The following is a 19,294-nucleotide window of genomic DNA, read 5'->3' as shown; positions in this document are numbered from 1 at the left end:
GGGACTTAATTTTAATCAAAATGAAATACTTAAAAATAATTTTATTATTCTTTGTTGTTCAAATATCTGCACAACAAGGTGGAATGTGGATTCCTTCACTTTTAGAAGGGATGAACGAACAAGAAATGACTTCTCTTGGAAGTAAATTAACTGCAAAAGACATTTACGATGTTAACAATTCAAGTCTTAAAGATGCAATTGGGCATTTTAATGGTGGTTGTACTAGCGAAATTATTTCTGACAAAGGTTTAATTCTTACAAATCATCATTGTGGTTTTGGGCAAATACAGTCGCATTCTTCTTTAGAAAATGATTATTTAAAAAACGGATTTTGGGCAAAAAACTTTAATCAAGAATTACCAAATCCTGGTTTATATATAGAGTTTATTGTTAGAATTGAAGATGTAACAGACAAAGTATTTGTTGGAGTTACAGATGCTTTAACTGAAAAAGAAAAGCAGTCTTTAATCACAAAAAACAGTAACGCTCTACAAAAGTCAACTTCAAAAGAAAAGTGGCAAAACACAAAAGTAAAGTCTTTTTATCAAGGAAATCAATACTTTTTATTCGTAACAGAACGTTTTGAAGACATTCGTTTAGTAGGTGCACCACCAACAAGTATTGGTAAATTTGGAAGCGATACAGACAATTGGGTTTTTCCAAGACATACAGGAGATTTCTCTATGTTCAGAATTTATGCTGATGAAAATAATCGTCCTGCAAAATATAGTAAAACAAATAAGCCTTATAAACCAAAACATTTTTTACCAATATCTTTAGACGGAGTTGAGGAAGGAGATTTTACATTGGTTTTCGGTTTTCCAGGAAGTACTAACGAGTATTTACCTGCTGTTGCAATAGAACATATTACAAAAGAATACAACCCAACAAATATTGCAATTAGAGAAGCTGCATTAAAGATAATTGATGCTAAGATGAAAGCTAGTGATGATGTTCGTATTAAATACGCTTCTAAGCAAGCTAGAATTGCTAATGCTTGGAAAAAATGGATTGGAGAGAATTTAGGAATTCAAAAAAGTAATGCCGTAGAAAAAAGACGTGAGTTCGAAGCTAGTTTTACAAGAGCGTTACAAGAAAAAAAATTAACCGAAAAATATGGAAATATTTTGCCAGAATTCGATCGTTTATACAAAGATTTTGCGCCTGTAAATATAAAACGAAGAAATTTTATTGAAGTTTTTTTAGTAACAAACGAATTGATGTCTATGACATTTAGAGCTTATCAATTTGAACAAACAATTAAAAGAAACCCTGCATCTTTTGAGAAAGCAAAAAATAACATCATAAACACATTAAAAAGAATTCATAAAAATTATGATATTGGTGTAGATAAAGGAGTTTTTAAAAATGTAATGCCTTTTTTTAATACGAATGTAGATGCAAGTATTTATAATAAAACAGCTTTTACAAATCTTGACAATTCACTAAAATTATTTAATGGTAAACCCGAAAAAATACTAAAAAAATTAAATAATGATGCTGCATATAAATATGCAAAACCAATGATAGAAGAGTTTTTTAATAAAATAAATGCAGCATATCAACAAAAAAACACTCCAATTGTTGCGCTTCAAAAAAAATATATGAAAGCATTAATGGAAGCATTACCAAATGCTCGTTATTTTCCGGATGCAAATAGTACATTACGTGTAACTTATGGGCAAGTAAGAGGCTATTCTCCTAGAGATGCTGTGTATTATAACCCTGTTAGTTATTTAGATGGAGTAATAGAAAAATATGTTCCTGGAGATTATGAATTTGATGTTCCAGAAAAATTACGTCAGCTACATAAAGACAAAAACTATGGCCAATATGCAGATAAAAATGGTAAAGTTCCTGTTTGTTTTTTAGGAACAAATCATACAACAGGTGGTAATTCTGGAAGTCCTGCAATAGATGCAAGTGGAAATCTTGTTGGATTAAATTTTGACAGAGTTTGGGAAGGAACAATGAGTGATATGAATTATGACCCTGAAATTTGTAGAAATATTATGGTAGATATACGTTACGTTTTATTTATTGTTGATAAATATGCAGGTGCAACTCACTTAATTAATGAGATGAAATTGGTACATCCAAAAAAATAAACACACTCTTAAAAAAGTTAACTATTTGTCATATTAAGCTTGTCGAAATACAATTGACAATCAATGAATTATAAAACTTCGACAAAGCCTGTCTTGAGCGAAGACGAAAGGCTCAGTTTGACATACTTAACTACTTTTTAGACAGCCTCATTTTTTTTATTTATTCCTACCTTTTTCATGAGGATATAAACTTGGTAAATCATCACTTTGAAAATAGGCTTTTGTATCTATATTTATTGCTGTTAGTTTGCCTGTAAAAGCTGCACCTGTATCTACATTCCAAATATTAATGGCATTCATAGGCTCTGACTCTGCATAGTTTGTGGTTGGTGTATGACCTATGTAAATTTCTTTGTAGTGTTTTAACCTTTTTGGGTATGCATTATGATTTAAATCTATTTTTTTATCCATTGCCAAAGCCATTTCCCACAAAGTTCTATCTGTACAAAATTTATGAGGAAATGATTCTTTTTCTACTCCATGCATAGATGTAAAACCTGCATGTAAAAACAATCGGTTTTCATTATCTAAATAATACATTGGCATATTTTCGAAAAAAATTAAATGTTGCTTTTTTTCTTCTAAAGAAAAATCTTCATAGCTTTCTATAGTTTCTTTTCCTCCATGAAGATACCAAGATGGATTTACGTCTTTATTGTCTTTTAACCAATTTTGGCACCAAACATCGTGGTTTCCTTTGATAAAAACACAATCAAATTTTGTTGATACATCTATTAAAAATTGAATAACTTGTGCAGATTCAGACCAGCCATCTACGTAATCTCCCATAAAAATGAGTTTGTCTTTTTCTGTAATTTCAAGTTGATTTAAAACTTGAAGCAGCGCTTTTAAGCCTCCATGAATATCGCCAATTGCAAATGTTCTCATTTTCTTGTTTTGCTTACAAAACTAAAGTTTTTAAGGATAGAATTACTTTTTATGTTGCCTAAATTTTATAAGTAAGTTGCGTTAAGGATAGGAATGGCATCCTTTTTTTGCTTATTTAATATTTTACATTAAGATTCGAAAACATAAAATGAATTGTATATGTATGTAAACTAAACTTATTTGCAAAAAAAGATATAATGGATAGCCTGTTAAAACGCCCTAAAAATATTGCCCAATACCAAATACAAAACCTCCTTTAGTGGTTTCTTTTTTATCGAAAATTTTAAAACCATAGTCTATTCTAAAAGTGGCATTGTATATTTTTTTACTGATAAAGCGCAATCCAATACCCGAATAAATTCTTAGTTTTTCTTGTTTGAAAAAATCTCCTAATTCTCCTCCTGGATCTCTCCAAGAACCTGCATCTGTAAAAACATTGGTTTGTATTGCTAGCCAATCTTTATCGTAAATGGTGTATCTGTATTCAGTATTTAAAACTGCAACTCCTGTGCCTCTATCTACCAAAATACCAACTCCTCTAATATTTACATTGTTATCTAACGCAAAAGGTGCAAAAGGGGTATTCTCATTAGATGACAGGCCTAAACGTAATTTATTTGCCCAATTACCTTTGTTTCCTACTCTTTTGTAATAGAAAAAATCGTTCCAAGCTATAAAAAAATCGTTTTGATGTTTGGTTGTACTGCTTACATATTGTGCGTATAAAATACTTTTAAAGCCTTTTACATATTGATAATAGTAATCTAAATTATCGTATTTATAGACTAGTTTTAATAGTCTTTTGTCTAAATCTAATTTTTGTGGTACAGATGGGTCTGTGTCTCCTGATAAATATTGATATTTTTCTGAAAAGAGATTCAACCCAAAGTCGATACTATTTTTTAAATTAATTTGGTACAATCCTAAAACTTCGAAAGAAATATTATTGTACAAGTAATTGGCAGTGTTACTACCAAAATAAAGTGGTTCTTCACTTTTCCAATTTTGATGGTTTACTGCCAAACCCCATTTTTTTGAGAACAAATTTGGAGCTCTAAAGTTTATGCCATAAGAATCGAATCCGTTGTTTTGGTAAAATCCGCCAAAGGCAATGTTTCTGCCTAAAAAATTGTAATCAAACAAACCTATTTTGTATGAAAATTGTTGGTTGGTGGTTGTCCAAAAATTAATTTCAGGAATAATAGTAAAATTTTCTTCTATATGTATAAATACATTGTAAGCATTGTCATGCGAATAAAAAACTTGATAATAAGCGTGGCTTACTGCTGGCAATCTTTTTAAAAAAATAATATCTTTTTCTAATGTTATAGAGTCTAAAATATTTCCTTTTTTTGTTGTTAAAAGGCTTTTTAAAAATGTACTATTTATTTTTTTTGTTCCTTTAATTTTAACATCTTCTATACTTTTTATTTGTGCATTAAAATTAGATGCAAAGCACAAGAAAAGCACAAAGAGTATTTTTTTAAAAATCATTATTTAAAATCAAATGTATGTTCGATGGCTAAATTTACCCAATTATCATCACTTAATCCAAACAAGGTGAATTTATATTCTTCATTTAAAATTAAATCTGGAGGTGTTTCTGTAGTAATATTTAAAATTACATTTGAAGTATTATAATAAGTAAATGTTTTTTCTTGTGTAAATGTACCAGATAAAAAAGTGTTGCTTTTGTCTGTCATTACTTGAAAATAACGCACATTAGTGGTGCCAAAGTCTTCCCAAGTAAATTGTAATTGTGTAGTGTTTACTTTAGTTTTGTTTACTTGTGTTTCGTATTTTGTTTCTTGTGTTTTATTTTTTAGCCTGATTGGATTAGAGGTGTAAATTTTTCCATCAACCTCGTAAGTAACAATTACCCAACTTTCTTCATCATCAGTTCTAGAAAACCTTCTTAGTTTTGAGCCAAAAGCAGTTGCATCTGTTAAATATTTTCTTCTGTAATTAGACAGAATAGTTGGATCTAAACTTGTATCTACTGTTTCGTAATACCTAAAATCTCTTGCATTTGTAAGTGGATGGTAGTAGATGTAAGACAAACTAGAATTTCCGTTTTCACTTGCTGCAAAGGATGTAATTTTTTTAGAATTGTCTACAGTGCTTTTGTCTAAATATTCTTGCAAATTACCAGGAACAAAATTTTCTTCTATTACTAAATTCACCCAGTTATCTTTGCTTACATCCATTAATGTAAACTTGTATTCTTTGTCTATGACTAAACTTGGTGGAGCAACTTCTTCATTTATATTTAAAACTACATTAGAAGTATCATAATATTGAAAAAAGTTGTCTTTTGTATATGTGCCTGATAAAAATTTATCGTTTTCTGTTTCAGAAATTACCTGAAAATAGATATCATTATCTCCAACAGCATCGTCTGTCCATGTAAATTTTGGTTCTAGACTTGTAGTATAATCAATGGTAACTTTATCTGTCCAAATAGTTGATTTTGATGTGTTTTTTAATCTAATTGGATTTGATTTATGTAACTTTCCGTTAACAACATAAGTTACCAAACACCAATTTTCTTCTGAACTTGTTCTAGAAAAACGCTGTAATTTTCCGCCAAAAACATCTTGCATGGGTAAACTTTTTCTTCTGTATTTAGAGAAATCGTTTTTATCTATTTGCACGTTTTCAGCTTCATAATACCTAATATCTGTAGCACCTTCTACTGGATAATAAAAAATATATGATAAACTTGTATTTGCATTAGCACTTGCTGCACAAGCAATTACTTCTCCTAAATCTTTGTTTGATGTAGCGTCTATATATTCTTGTAAATTTCTAGGAACTGTAAGATCTTTATCTTCTGCACAAGAAAAGATAAAAAATAAAAAAAACAGTACTAGTAATAAATTTGTGTGCTTCATTAAAAGTTTTACATTTTAAAAGTCATAATTGGTAAGGTAGAATGATTTGTAATATCTTCTGCAATACTACCAGAAAAAATATGAGACAATCCTTTTCTACCATGTGTTATTACAGAAATTAAATCTGCACCAACTGCATTAGAAAAATTTAAAATTCCTTTTTCTATAGATCTGTCACAAACATAATTTACATTAATTAGTCTGTCTACATTGCCTTCTACTTTCATTAAAAAATCATTCGCCATTGCTTCCATTTCTGAAGATGTTTTAAAATCTTCATTTGGTAAATTTACGTACAAAATATGTTTTCTAGCATTTAAAACATCTACTGTTTTTAACATTCTTTGAAACGCAGGAATGCTTTCTTCAGAAAAATCTGATGCAACTACAATATCTGAAAAATCTGTATTTTGTATTTCATTTTTTATAACCAATACTGGTAAAGTTGCATATCTAACCACTTTTTCTGTATTAGAGCCTACAAAAAATTCTTTGAGACCACTTGCACCTTGAGATCCCATTATAATTAAATCTGCATGTATCTCTTCTGCAATAGCATTTACCTCACTAAACACTTTGTAATGCTTTATAATTGGTATTACTTTTACTTCATTTAAATACTCTTTTTGTAAAAAAGTTGTAAACTTTTTTTCTGCTAGCTTTAAAAAAAACACGGCTTTTTCTTGTTGGTAAATTTCACTTTCTGAAAGGATTACTTCTTGAATATCTAACATGTGTAATGCATACACTTCTCCATTGTATTTTTTTGCTAACAAAGCAGCAGTTTTTAAGGCATATTCAGAGTGTTTTGAAAAATCTACTGGTACAATAATTTTCTTCATGATTATAGAGTTTTGTTTTGTTATTACAAATTTAACAACACTATTTTACTTATTTTAAGATATTTATCATATTTAAGCATTCTATTTTTGCTGATATAATTTTCTTAGAGTTTCTTCTGCTGGTTTATTTTGTGGTGTAAATCTATTGTTATTTTTACCACCAACTTTATCGTGTTTATGAAACCATTTCCATATAAAACCTCCTGCAAACCAATCTTCTTTCCAAAATTGATTGTGAATAGCTTGCAAACCATTAACTTGAGCTTCTAAATTTACACTACCTTCTATCCTATTAGATTCCCAAGGTTTTTTGCCTGTAAAATCTACACTTCTATACCCAAATTCTGTAAATAGTATTTGCTTATTATATTTTTTTTGAATTCTTAAAATTTCTTTTTTGTGAGGTTGCCAACCTTCTTCTAACTCTGAAATTGTTGGCGATTTTTTATCACTTAAAGGAAAATAAGCGTCTATACCAATGTAATCTAATTTATCCCAAAAAGTTATGCGTTTATATTCATCCCAATTTGCTGCATAAGTGAGTTTTCCTTTATATATTTTTTTAATTTCAAGGATTAAATTTTGCCAATATTTTGGTCTTTTAGCTACAAATTTTTCTAATTCTGTACCAATACATAAAATATCTGCATTCATTTCTTGAGCAGCTTTAGCATAAGTAAGTATAAAAGAGGTGTAAGATTCTTCTAATAGTTTCCAGTTTTCTTCAGAATCCATATCAATTAAACCTGTGTACTGTCCATTCCACACCCAAATTTGTGGCTTAATCATAACTTTAATGTTATGCTTTTTAAATTCTTGTGCATATTGTAACAACCCTGCTTTGGTTTCTCCAAACCATTGTCTTTTGGTATTGTAAATTACTTTAGGAGAAACAAGCTTTCTAATAAAACCAAAAGGCATCAATGCAACATAATTGCTTTGTGCCTTTAATACTGGTTCTGTATGTACTCTATTTATAGTATCTCCTGATGCTACAAAACTGATTCCATTAATTTTTTTATGTTGACTATTGCATGATAGTTGACATGCTATTAGCAATAGTATAAGGAGTTTATTTGTTTTCATAAATCTCCTTAAAAATAATGCTTTTTCTTAAAACAAGGCTCTTAAACCAATGTTAAAACTTTGTCCTAACCCTGTGTTTTCTCCTCTTACAAACTTACTGTACAAAACTTCTAAGTTTAAAACATCTGTTAATTGATATTTTCCTCCAAAACCTAAAGACGTAAAATCTTGTGTAAAATCTCCAAAACGTTGAAAATGTTGTACAAAACCTAAAATTGTAGATTTATCACTTGGAAAATAACTCATAAAAACACCAGGTGCTAAAACAAATGTATTATTTGCAAAACTAGTTTTATCTCCAAAATTATATTCTGTATTTAGCTCTGTAAATAACTGCCAATTGCCACTTGGTAGAGTATAATCATAAAAAAAACGATTTTGAAATGTATATGCTGTTTGATCTAAAAAAACTCCATTTGCATCTTTTTCATTCTTTTCTATTGGTATATGAAATGCACTTTGTATAGAAAAATTACCAACATTTTCTATAGGTTGCCACTTTAAAGCTGGTGCAAATGATGATAACCCTTTTCTTGAGTTTACATCATTACCCAAATTAAAAACCGAAGTTGCGCTTTTACCATTAATTACATTAGATCTATATTCTAATAATAAACCAATATTTAATCGGTTATTATCTGAAACACCTGTAAAAATATCTAACGTAGATGTAAAATATGTTTCTCTGGCTTTATCTGCTTTTACTCCGTTAAAAGTTCCTTTAGTTTCTGTGTATAAATTATTAAAAAACTTTATATCCCATTGTCCTTTATCTAATAATTTAGAAGGTGTATACGTTTGTATATTACTCTTATCTGAGTCATCATTTTCTTGTGCGTAAGATTGTACACTAACAATTAGCAAAAGAACAAATACAGTTTTTAAAATACTATTTTTCATTTTATAAGTTTTAATTGGATTATATTTTAATTTCGATTTAAGTCTAAACTTTTTAAGACTACTTACAAACTTTTTAAATTTTTATTATTTAAAATCATTCTAAATTAAAGTTTGTTTTTAAGTTCTTAACTTTAGCTGCGACATAAAATGCAACAATCAAATAACTATGAAACACATTGTAATTATTGGTAATGGAATTTCGGGAATTACTGCTGCTAGACATATTAGAAAAAATACTGATTCTAAAATTACTATTATTTCTGCAGAAACCAAATACTTTTTCTCTAGAACTGCTTTAATGTATGTTTATATGGGACACATGAAGTTTAAACATACGCAACCTTATGAAAACTGGTTTTGGGAGAAAAACGATATCGACTTAAAAGAAGCTTTTGTTGGTAATATTAATACTGATAAAAAAATATTAGAATTTACCAATGGAGAAAACCTTTCTTATCATAAATTAATCATTGCAACAGGTTCTAAACCTAATAAGTTTGGTTGGCCAGGACAAGATTTAGATGGGGTTATGGGCATGTACCATAAACAAGATTTAGAAAAACTAGAAAAATATGCTCCCAACAAAGAAACCTGTAAAAGAGCTGTAATTGTTGGTGGTGGCTTAATTGGTATTGAACTTGCAGAAATGTTAAGAAGTAGAGATATTCCTGTAACTTTTTTAGTACGAGAATCTAGTTTTTGGAATGGAGTTTTGCCTGCTCAAGAATCTGAAATGATTAACAAACATATTAAGGACCATCATATAGATTTACGTCTAAATACCAACCTAAAAGAAATTAAATCTGATGAATTAGGAAAAGTAAAATCGATTGTTATAGAAGAAACAGGAGAAGAAATTTTATGTAATGTTGTTGGTTTAACTGCTGGTGTTACACCAAATATCGATTTTTTAAAAGAAACAAATATAGAAACCAAAAGAGGCGTTTTGGTAAATCGTTTCTTAGAAACAAATATAAAAGACGTTTATGCAATTGGAGATTGTGCAGAACAACATGAAGCTATTGGACAACGTAGAAACATAGAAGCTGTTTGGTATACAGGAAGAATGATGGGCGAAACTGTTGCACAAACAATTTGTGGTAATAAAACCGAATACAAACCAGGACATTGGTTTAATTCTGCCAAGTTTTTAGACATAGAATACCAAACCTATGGATGGGTTTTTAGTGAAAAAAGCAAAAAAGAAAATGAAGCCTATTTCCAGTGGAAACATCCAGATGAATACAAATGCATTACTATTTCTTTTGATAAAAATACACACCAATTTTTAGGAATAAATACTTTTGGAATAAGAATGCGTCATGAAATTTTTGACAAGTGGCTTACTCAAAAAAAATCAGTAGAACATATCTTAGAGTATTTAGCTGATGCCAATTTTGATCCTGAATTTTACAAATTACACGAAGCAGAAATTGTTAAAAAATTTAATCAAGAAAACAGCACAAACATTCAACTAAAGAAAAAAAGTTGGAAACGAATTTTTTCAAAAGCCTAAAAAAACATGAAAACAATAAAATACTCAGGTTTAGTTATATTTTTAATTGGATTAGCCATTTTTACAGGAACCATTTTTACAGGTTCTTTCAATCTTACTCAATCAGAATTAAATAAGCATATTCAAGAAAAAGGCTATAAAAGTGAAATTATAAAAACGCAGCTACAAAATGCAATAGTTACAGACGAATCTTTAAATATTTTCGAATTTTCTAGTCGCGTTCGTGAAGCTTTTGAAAAGTCAAATAATTTTTATGACAATTTAATCGCAAAGTATGATGCAGAAAAAAATTGGGATAAAAAAGGAGAACAATATCAATATAAAATTTATGGTAAACCACATACATTAAGTTATGAATTAGCTAAAAAAGCAGGTAAAGGTTTTACAAAAGAAAATCCTGGTTTAGCTTGGTTTCTAACTTTTGGATTAGGAATTATTGGAGCACTACTATTTATACTACCTAATCTTATTCTTTTAGGCAAACCAGGAATTAAAAATAATGGTATTTATTTAGAAGCTGCAACAAACAGAGGCTGGATTGCATGGTTGGTTTTAATTTACCTTGTCTCTTTTTATTTAGTCCTTTATTTTATGCCAGATTATGTAGTAAACTGGACCTATATTTTAGACCCAATAAGCAACTTTTTAAACGGTGGAAATGCTTCACAATGGTTTGTATATGGTTTTTTATATTGTACAATTATGTTGGTAATGGGTACAAGAATGTTTATTAAATATAGACACAATAAATATCAAATTGTAAGAACAATTTCTGTTTTATTTTTTCAAATTGTATTTGCTTTTTTAATACCAGAAATTATGACTAGTCTAAATATGCCTGGTTATGATTTTAAAAATGCGTTTCCATTAGATTATGATTTTTTCTTTGAGTGGAATTTAGATGCGTTAAGACAAAGTGGTGGAATTGGAATTTTTATTTTAGTCTGGGGGGTTATTTTAACCCTAATTATTGTACCTGTAATGGTCTATTTCTTTGGTAAAAGATGGTATTGTTCTTGGGTATGTGGTTGTGGTGGTTTAGCAGAAACGTTAGGTGATCCTTACAGACAACACTCTAACAAAAGTTTAAATGCCTGGAAATTAGAACGCTGGTTAATTCATTCTGTTTTACTATTTTCTTTACTAATGACAGTAGTAACATTATATTGTTATTTTTCTGGTGCAGAATCTTTTATTGGCATTAAATCTCAATGGATTAAAGACACCTATAGCTTTTTAATTGGTGCTTGGTTTGCTGGTGTTATTGGTACTGGCTTCTACCCTATTTTTGGTAATAGAGTTTGGTGTAGATTTGGTTGTCCATTAGCAGCGTATTTAGGTTTAGTACAGCGTTTTAAATCAAGATTTCGAATTACTACAAATGGTGGACAATGTATTTCTTGTGGTAATTGTTCTACTTATTGTGAACAAGGAATAGATGTAAGAGCTTATGCCCAAAAAGGAGAAAATATTGTTAGAGCAAGTTGTGTAGGTTGTGGTATTTGTTCTGCAGTTTGTCCAAGAGGTGTTTTAAAATTAGAAAACGGTCCAGAAGAAGGCAGAATTAATCCTACAGAAATTCTACTAGGAAATGACGTAGATTTAATGGAATTGGTAAATGACAAATAATTACTTTGGATATTAGATAACTATTTATATCAAGTTTAAAATTCTTATTAATAAAGAAAATAAACCTTTTACATTAGACTAATTCTCTTATTAAAAAAGCTCTTAAAAGAAATAAGCCACAGATTTTATCTGTGGCTTAAATAACTAAATTAATCAAATAATCAAAATATCTTATAAGTTAGGTAGCAATACTCTATCTATAACATGTACCACTCCATTTGTAGTTTGTACATCTGGTATACCCATATTTGCTGCATTTCCTGAGTTTCCTACTCCAGTAACTGTAAGTGTTCCATTAGTAAAAGCCCCTAAAGTTAAATCATCTCCCCCTAAAGGAGTTATTGTACCTGCATTTAATTCTGATGTAAATTTACCACCATTTGCAACTACATGGTTTAAAAGTACTTTTTGAACGGTTTCTTTAGGTAATTGACGGATATCAGCTGGCTTTTCAAAAGTTAAACCCAACGCTTTTCCTAAATCAACAAAAGCTTGGTCTGTAGGTGCAAATACTGTAAAAGAAGGACTTCCATTAGAAGCAGTAAGTGCATCTACTAATTCTGCATAAACCACAGCTTCTACTAAATAAGTTAATTCTGGATTTGTAAATACATTTGCAGATTGTAAGGCGATTGCTGTTTGTACTATATCTGCACCACTAGCAATCATTGCTTTATCTATTACATGAACAGTACCATTGCTTGCCATAACATCTGTAGCAATAATTTTTGACCCATTTATATAAGTATCATTTCCACGAGAAACAAAGCGTCTGTCTATAGATAGCGCAGAAGTTGAAGTAGCTCCAGCACTAATAGAACTTCCTTTTAAATTTCCATTAGAAACATGATACAATAAGGTATTTGTTAAAAAAGATTTTTGAAGTACACCAAGAGTTTCACTATTTAATCCTAACCTTGCAAAAGCATCATTTGTAGGTGCAAAAACAGTATAATCTCCACTAGGATCATTAGGGTTAGAGTTACTTAAAACACCAACAACACCTCCTGCAACTGCAGCAGTTTCTAATGTACTAAAGTTTGCATTTGCTACTGCAACACCTGCAATAGATGGTAGTTCATCTTCATAACTTGAAGTTCCTTGACATGAATATAGAAAGCTAATTGTAACCATACAAATTAGCATGTATTTTAAAGTATGTAAATTTTTCATAATATTAAGTTTTATTAAGTTTTTTTTATTAAAATGAGTAAGCTAAACCTCCGTAAAATCCTGTAGCTTTACCTATGTTTCTACCAGAAACATAAGCATTTGTTCCTGCTGTAATACCAAATTCTTCTGTAAGAGGATAAAAAGCATTTACACCAATTCTTGTATAGTTTACACGAGTTGCAGGAAAAAAACCTGTAAAACCTTGTCCTAAAATATCTACACCACTATCATCTGATAATTGATTTGCGACAAAAGCATCTATATAAAATTTAGAAGAAGCATAACCAATTTTTAACTCACTTAAGAGTGCATTAGGAACACTATTATTTCTAAAACTATACCCCAATTGTCCAGTTGTAAAAAGTCCTGATTTTAATTTGAAAGTAGCAATACCAAAAGTGTTATAACTAGTTGCCTCATTACCTATTGCAATTATAGATTGTATGCCTTCATTTGCATTATAATTTCCTAAAGGTGTTTCTATACCTGCAGATGCAATTAAATCTAATGAGCTTTTTTCAAAATTAAAAGTATGTAACCTATACTTTGCATATACTTTTAAATCTTGTATCCCTTTTCTTTGGTTCTCAAAACCATTATTAGTTAATACAGCTTCAGAGGCATTTCCTTCAGATCTAACATAAGGTACATTTAAGACTACATTAAAATTATCAGAAATACCAATTTCTCCAAAAAATGACACACTACTTTTTGATACATCATTAAAGACTGGAACACCATCTACTTCATTAGGTACTAAAAAAACTTTACTATAAGTTTCTTTAGAATAGGATAAGACTACAGAACCTTCTCCAGATTTCTTCATAAAACCATTTACTGGACTTTGAGCAATACATATACTCGATAAAAATAGGCACAAACCTATAAGCATTTTCATTTTATTCGTCATAATTTCTAGTTTTTAATTGTTAGTGACACTCTATATACGAGATAAAACTATTTGCGGTTTTATTTTTTTTAAAAAAAACCAAAAATTTAAAAAACACGTATATAAATAAGTAAGGTTTGAAAGTTTGTCTTATTTAAAACGACAATAAAAAAACAAGACAAGCAAGACTTAAAAAGTATTATTAAATGTAGAAAGTTATTTTTGTAGCAATCTATATAAATATATACTTTAAAAAACATTAAAAATTTAAGAAGTATGTTTTTAAAATATGTAATCGCTTTATTTTTATTTTCATCAATAAATCAAAAAGAATTTATTAGAAATTATGATGATAATGGGCATTTAAAATCTGAAGGATGGATGCAAGACAAACAAAAGGTAGATTTTTGGACATTTTATTACTCTAAAGGATCAGTAGAAAAAAAAGGACACTTTAATAAGGATATAAAAACAGGTTATTGGTACTTTTACACAAAAAATAATAAATTACTTAAAGAAGGAAGTTATAAAAATAACAAAGCTGACAGTTGGTGGATTTTTTATTCTAAAAATAAAAAAACAAAAACACAATATAAAAATGGTAAAAAAGATGGTTATTCTTTAATATACTACAATAACCGATTAAAGAAAACTGAACGCTACAAGTCTAATAAAAAAATTGGAGAATGGACTTCTTATTTTAGTTTTAAGAAAGACAATCCAAATGCAAAATTTTAATGAATTTAAAAATTAAAGTAATTATCCCTGCCTATAATGAGCAAGATTCTATTGGAAATGTTATAAGAGACATCCCTAAAATTGTTCAAGAAATCATAGTAATTAGCAATAATTCTACAGACAATACAGAAATCAATGCAAAAAATGCAGGTGCCACAGTTTTATTAGAAAACAGAAAAGGTTATGGTTATGCTTGTTTAAAAGGAATGGATTACATTAGCAAACAAGAAACAAAACCAGATATAATTGTCTTTTTAGATGGAGATTATTCTGATTATCCAGAACAATTAACAGAACTAATAGCACCTATTGTAGAAAAAAATATAGATTTTGTAATAGGTTCTAGAGTAAAACATTTGCGAGAACCTGGAGCTATGACTCCACAGCAAATTTTTGGAAATTGGTTGGCAACTTTTTTAATGAAACTGTTTTTTGGTGCAAAATTTACAGACCTAGGCCCTTTTAGAGCGATTAAATATGATAAATTATTAGCTTTAGAAATGGAAGACAAAACTTATGGATGGACTGTAGAAATGCAGTTAAAAGCTTTAAAACAAAATCTTTCTTACACAGAAATACCTATGAAATACAGAAATAGAATTGGAGTTTCTAAAGTTTCTGGAACCGTAAAAGGAACTATATTTGCAGGAATTAAAATTTTAGGTTGGATTTTTAAATACAGTTTTAAATAATGATTATAGCATACATCATCATTGTTATTTACTCAATATCGCTATTGCTTATTTTTATGTATGCCTTAGCACAATTAAATTTGCTTTTTAACTACTTAAAAGCTAAAAAAAAGATAGACAATTCTGTAAAGTTCGATTTTTCAAACTCAGAAGAAATCCCTTTTGTTACTATACAACTACCAGTGTATAATGAGTTGTATGTAATGAAAAGATTATTAAAAAATATTGAAAAAATAACATATCCCAAAGAAAAATTAGAAATTCAGGTTTTAGATGATTCTACAGATGAATCTGTAGAAATAACTGCATCACTCATAAAAGAAATTAAAGAAAAAGGGATAGACATTTTACACATTAAAAGAACCAACAGACAAGGGTTTAAAGCTGGTGCTTTAAAAGAAGGTTTAGAAATTGCAAAAGGTGAATTTATTGCCATTTTTGATGCCGATTTTTTACCCCAAAAAGACTGGCTTTGGCAAACTGTACCCTATTTTAAAAATCCAGAAATTGGAGTTGTACAAACTAGATGGGGTCATATCAATAGAAATTATTCTACACTTACTAAAATTCAGGCGTTTGCTTTAGATGCTCATTTTACACTAGAACAAGTGGGTAGAAATAGCAAAGGACATTTTATCAATTTTAATGGTACAGCAGGTGTTTGGCGAAAAGAATGCATTTATGATGCTGGTAATTGGGAAGGAGACACACTTACAGAAGATTTAGATTTAAGTTACAGAGCGCAACTAAAAAACTGGAAATTTAAATATTTGGTTGATGTAGAAACTCCTGCAGAATTGCCTGTAGTAATAAGTGCTGCAAGATCGCAACAATTTAGGTGGAACAAAGGTGGTGCAGAAAATTTTCAAAAAATGATGAAACGTGTAATTAAAAGTAAAAACGTTTCTCTTAAAACAAAAATTCATAGTTTGTTGCATCTTTTAAACAGCTCTATGTTTACTTGTATCTTTTTAGTAGCAGTTTTAAGCATACCTATGCTGTATATTAAAAATGAATATGAGCATTTAAAAGTCTATTTTTATGTAATGAGCTTTTTTGTAATTAGTTCTGTCATCTTTTTTATATGCTATTGGTATATGTTTAAAAATATTTATGGTGGTGGTTTTATTAAATTTATCAAATATATTGGCTCCTTTTTTACGTTTTTCTCTATTGCAATGGGGTTTTCACTACACAATACAATTGCAGTTTTAGAAGGGCATTTTGGTAAAAAAAGTGAATTTGTAAGAACACCAAAATTTAACATTACAAAGTTAAAAGATGGTTGGAAAAACAATAAATATATCAAGAAAAAACCTTCTGTACATGTTATTTTAGAAGGCTTATTAGCCATCTACTTTGTTTTTGGTATGTACAGTGCATTTATTGTCGGAAATCAAGGAGGAGATTTTGGATTATTTCCTTTCCATTTGATGCTTTTTATTGGTTTTAGTTATGTTTTTTTTAAATCGATTTTTTCAAAAGCATAATGTCTTTTTTATCAAAATATAAAGACGTTTTTCTAATTGTAATTAGCATAATTCTTTACTTTATTTTTGCGTATTTTTTAGAAAGAACCGAGTTTAACAAACTCCTTTTTTTATGGTTTTCGTTATTTGGTTGTTACTTTTTTTTAATTAAAAGTAAAACCATTCAAATCCAAACTTTAATTGGTTTTGCTATTCTTTTTCGGTTGGTTTTTTTATTTGCAACCCCTAATTTATCTCAAGATTTTTACAGATTTATTTGGGATGGAAGAATGATTCTTGAAGGTTTTAATCCTTATTTATCCTTACCAGAAACATTTGTTCAACAAAATTTAAACCCTATTGCAGATGCAACTATTTTATACGATGGAATGGGTGAAATGAATGGAAGCCATTACACAAATTATCCTCCTATAAATCAGTTATGTTTTTTAATTGCAGCTGTTTTTGCGAATAAAAGTATTTTTGGATCTGTTATTGTTTTAAGGCTGATTATTATTTTAGCAGACATTGGTATTCTTTATTTTGGAAAAAAACTATTAGAAAAACTACAATTGCCAATTAAAAATATTTTTTGGTACGCCTTAAATCCCTTTATCATTATAGAAATGACAGGCAATTTACATTTTGAGCCTGTAATGCTATTTTTTTTAATTTGGAGTTTGTATAAACTACATCAACAAAAATGGGTTTGGGCTGCTATTCTATTAGCTTGTTCTGTTTCTGTAAAATTAATTCCGCTTTTGTTCTTACCTTTATTTTATCAATGGTTTATAAAAAATGAGCAAAAATGGATTTTAGGTTTTAAAAAATTAATTGCCTTTTACACTATTGTTTTAGCCACTGTAATTATATTGTTTCTTCCTTTTTATTCTTCAAGCCTAATTGCTAACTACACAAATTCTGTAGGGTTATGGTTCAGGAATTTTGAATTTAATGCCAGTTTTTATTATATTTTTAGAGAAATTGGGTATCAATTTAGAGGTTGGAATGAAATTGCTATTATTGGTAAAATTACTCCAGTTTTAACTATTTTATTTTTATTGGTTATTACTTTTTTTAGAAAAAACAAAACTACAATACAGCTCATAACTGCACTCATATTTGGCTTGTGTTTTTATTATTTTACGGCTACAACTGTGCATCCTTGGTATTTGGCAACTCCATTAGTTTTGTCTGTTTTTACAAAATACAAATTTCCAATAATTTGGTCTATTGTTATTATACTTAGTTATCAAGCTTATTCAAACCTACCTTGGAAAGAGAATCTTTGGTTTGTAGCTTTAGAATATGTTGTCTTGTATGGATATTTAATTTACGAACTTAGAAAATCTCATATAGATTATCAAATTGTAAAATAATTAATAATCTATTTTAATTAGGCAGATTTTTGTATTTTAGGGGTCAATATTTTTTTATATGAAAAGACTTACCATAAAAGACATTGCCAAAGAATTTAGCGTTTCTATCTCTACAGTATCTAAAGCCTTAAATGATAGCTATGAAATTAGCGTAAGTACAAAAGAAAAAATTCAGAAATATGCAAAAGAGCATAATTACAAACCCAATTTTAATGCATTAAGTCTAAAAAATAGGCAAACGAAAACTATCGGAATTATCATTCCTAATATGTTAAACTATTTTTTTGCTCAAGTTTTTAATGGTATCGAAAAAGTTACTAATGAGCGAGGTTATAAAATTATTTCATGTATTTCTAACGAGTCTTTTAACAAAGAAGTAGAAACTATAGAAATGCTTTCTAATGGTAGTATAGATGGGTTTATATTGTCTTTAGCAGAAGAAACTGTAGAAAAAAATGACAACAAACACATACAAGAAGTGTTAGACAATGGTACTCCTATTGTAATGTTTGATAGAGTTGCAGACAGTTTAAATTGCGACAAAGTAGTAACCGATAATTTTGATAGTGCTAGAAGTACAGTTGCACATTTGGTAAAATTAGGGCATAAAAACATTGCTTTTATTTCTACAATTGGTAACTTAGAAATTGGTAGAAGAAGACAATTAGGCTACTTAAAAGGGTTAGATGACCACAATATTAAAGTAGAAAAAAACTTAATTATTAATATTGATGATAATTACAAGAATTACGAAAAAATATTAGAACCCATTTTAAAAAATAACACAATTGATAGTGTTTTAGCTACTGATGAATCTTCTGCAATTGCAGCCATGAAAGTAGCTATAAAATTGGGGCATAAAATACCCGAAAATTTTTCTGTCATCTCTTTTTCTAACGGAATTTTAGCAAGACACTCAAGTCCAAGAATGAGTACAGTTAGCCAACATGGAGAAATTATGGGAGAAACTGCTGCAACACTTTTAATTGATAGGTTGGAAGACAAATCTGATATTAAGAAAAAACCACAAACCATTGTTGTAAAAACAGATTTGGTTGAGAGAAATTCTACCAAAAAAATCTTATAATTTT

Annotated in this window: 16 protein-coding genes; 8 read left to right on the top strand and 8 right to left on the bottom strand. The window is 29.0% G+C overall.

Annotated features, from left to right (window positions below):
- Window positions 1-20: 20 nt before the first annotated feature.
- On the top strand, window positions 21-2,108 hold the full coding sequence (locus tag ACY2RW_RS08210) for a S46 family peptidase (RefSeq protein ID WP_490122234.1): 2,088 nt from the start codon (window positions 21-23) through the stop codon (window positions 2,106-2,108).
- Between the two features lie 156 nt (window positions 2,109-2,264).
- Here the strand turns inward: ACY2RW_RS08210 and ACY2RW_RS08205 are convergent, their stop codons facing one another.
- The 6 genes from ACY2RW_RS08205 to ACY2RW_RS08180 all read right to left on the bottom strand — a co-directional run bounded on the left by ACY2RW_RS08205 (window position 2,265) and on the right by ACY2RW_RS08180 (window position 8,718).
- Window positions 2,265-2,996 carry a metallophosphoesterase family protein gene (locus ACY2RW_RS08205; RefSeq protein ID WP_490122233.1) on the bottom strand — a complete coding sequence of 244 codons (732 nt, stop codon included), beginning with the start codon at window positions 2,994-2,996 and terminating at the stop codon, window positions 2,265-2,267.
- Between the two features lie 219 nt (window positions 2,997-3,215).
- Window positions 3,216-4,490, bottom strand: a complete 1,275-nt coding sequence (locus ACY2RW_RS08200) for a BamA/TamA family outer membrane protein (protein WP_490122232.1) — start codon at window positions 4,488-4,490, stop codon at window positions 3,216-3,218.
- Window positions 4,490-5,890, bottom strand: a complete 1,401-nt coding sequence (locus ACY2RW_RS08195; protein WP_490122231.1) for a hypothetical protein — start codon at window positions 5,888-5,890, stop codon at window positions 4,490-4,492. Before ACY2RW_RS08195 ends, ACY2RW_RS08200 begins: the two co-directional genes overlap by 1 nt.
- 8 nt (window positions 5,891-5,898) lie before the next feature.
- On the bottom strand, window positions 5,899-6,732 hold the full coding sequence (locus ACY2RW_RS08190; RefSeq protein ID WP_490122230.1) for a universal stress protein: 834 nt from the start codon (window positions 6,730-6,732) through the stop codon (window positions 5,899-5,901).
- Window positions 6,733-6,813: 81 nt separating this feature from the next.
- Entirely contained in the window at window positions 6,814-7,818 is a 1,005-nt protein-coding gene (locus tag ACY2RW_RS08185; protein ID WP_490122229.1) for a glycoside hydrolase family 113, read from the bottom strand.
- A 27-nt stretch (window positions 7,819-7,845) separates the two neighbouring features.
- Window positions 7,846-8,718, bottom strand: coding sequence for a hypothetical protein (locus tag ACY2RW_RS08180; protein ID WP_490122228.1), 873 nt, complete (start codon window positions 8,716-8,718; stop codon window positions 7,846-7,848).
- A 166-nt stretch (window positions 8,719-8,884) separates the two neighbouring features.
- Between ACY2RW_RS08180 and ACY2RW_RS08175 the strand changes: the two genes are divergently transcribed.
- Together ACY2RW_RS08175 and ACY2RW_RS08170 are read left to right on the top strand one after the other, a co-directional pair.
- A complete protein-coding gene (locus ACY2RW_RS08175) occupies window positions 8,885-10,234 on the top strand; it encodes an NAD(P)/FAD-dependent oxidoreductase (RefSeq protein ID WP_490122227.1) in 1,350 nt (449 codons plus the stop codon).
- A gap of 6 nt (window positions 10,235-10,240) precedes the next feature.
- Window positions 10,241-11,863 (top strand): 4Fe-4S binding protein, encoded by a 1,623-nt coding sequence (locus ACY2RW_RS08170; protein ID WP_490122226.1) that lies wholly within the window; start codon window positions 10,241-10,243, stop codon window positions 11,861-11,863.
- Window positions 11,864-12,034: 171 nt separating this feature from the next.
- On the opposite strand, the gene ACY2RW_RS08165 is transcribed toward ACY2RW_RS08170, so the two are convergent.
- Entirely contained in the window at window positions 12,035-13,036 is a 1,002-nt protein-coding gene (locus ACY2RW_RS08165) for a fasciclin domain-containing protein (protein ID WP_490122225.1), read from the bottom strand.
- A 28-nt stretch (window positions 13,037-13,064) separates the two neighbouring features.
- Window positions 13,065-13,934 (bottom strand): hypothetical protein, encoded by an 870-nt coding sequence (locus ACY2RW_RS08160; protein WP_490122224.1) that lies wholly within the window; start codon window positions 13,932-13,934, stop codon window positions 13,065-13,067.
- A 267-nt stretch (window positions 13,935-14,201) separates the two neighbouring features.
- Between ACY2RW_RS08160 and ACY2RW_RS08155 the strand changes: the two genes are divergently transcribed.
- The 5 genes from ACY2RW_RS08155 to ACY2RW_RS08135 are packed head-to-tail and all read left to right on the top strand — an operon-like array spanning window position 14,202 to window position 19,290.
- Window positions 14,202-14,663, top strand: coding sequence for a toxin-antitoxin system YwqK family antitoxin (locus ACY2RW_RS08155; RefSeq protein ID WP_490122223.1), 462 nt, complete (start codon window positions 14,202-14,204; stop codon window positions 14,661-14,663).
- Window positions 14,663-15,355, top strand: coding sequence for a glycosyltransferase family 2 protein (locus ACY2RW_RS08150; RefSeq protein WP_490122222.1), 693 nt, complete (start codon window positions 14,663-14,665; stop codon window positions 15,353-15,355). The genes ACY2RW_RS08155 and ACY2RW_RS08150 overlap by 1 nt, the downstream gene beginning before the upstream one ends.
- A complete protein-coding gene (locus ACY2RW_RS08145) occupies window positions 15,355-16,845 on the top strand; it encodes a cellulose synthase family protein (protein ID WP_490122221.1) in 1,491 nt (496 codons plus the stop codon). Before ACY2RW_RS08150 ends, ACY2RW_RS08145 begins: the two co-directional genes overlap by 1 nt.
- Window positions 16,845-18,203 carry an MptA/MptB family glycosyltransferase gene (locus ACY2RW_RS08140; RefSeq protein ID WP_490122220.1) on the top strand — a complete coding sequence of 453 codons (1,359 nt, stop codon included), beginning with the start codon at window positions 16,845-16,847 and terminating at the stop codon, window positions 18,201-18,203. The genes ACY2RW_RS08145 and ACY2RW_RS08140 overlap by 1 nt, the downstream gene beginning before the upstream one ends.
- A gap of 58 nt (window positions 18,204-18,261) precedes the next feature.
- A complete protein-coding gene (locus ACY2RW_RS08135) occupies window positions 18,262-19,290 on the top strand; it encodes a LacI family DNA-binding transcriptional regulator (RefSeq protein ID WP_490122219.1) in 1,029 nt (342 codons plus the stop codon).
- Window positions 19,291-19,294: the final 4 nt, after the last annotated feature.

The organism is Polaribacter sp. 2305UL8-11 (genome assembly GCF_058147165.1).
The sequence above is the reverse complement of the archived record's forward strand: the minus strand, read 5'-3'. Positions and strand labels throughout refer to the sequence as shown.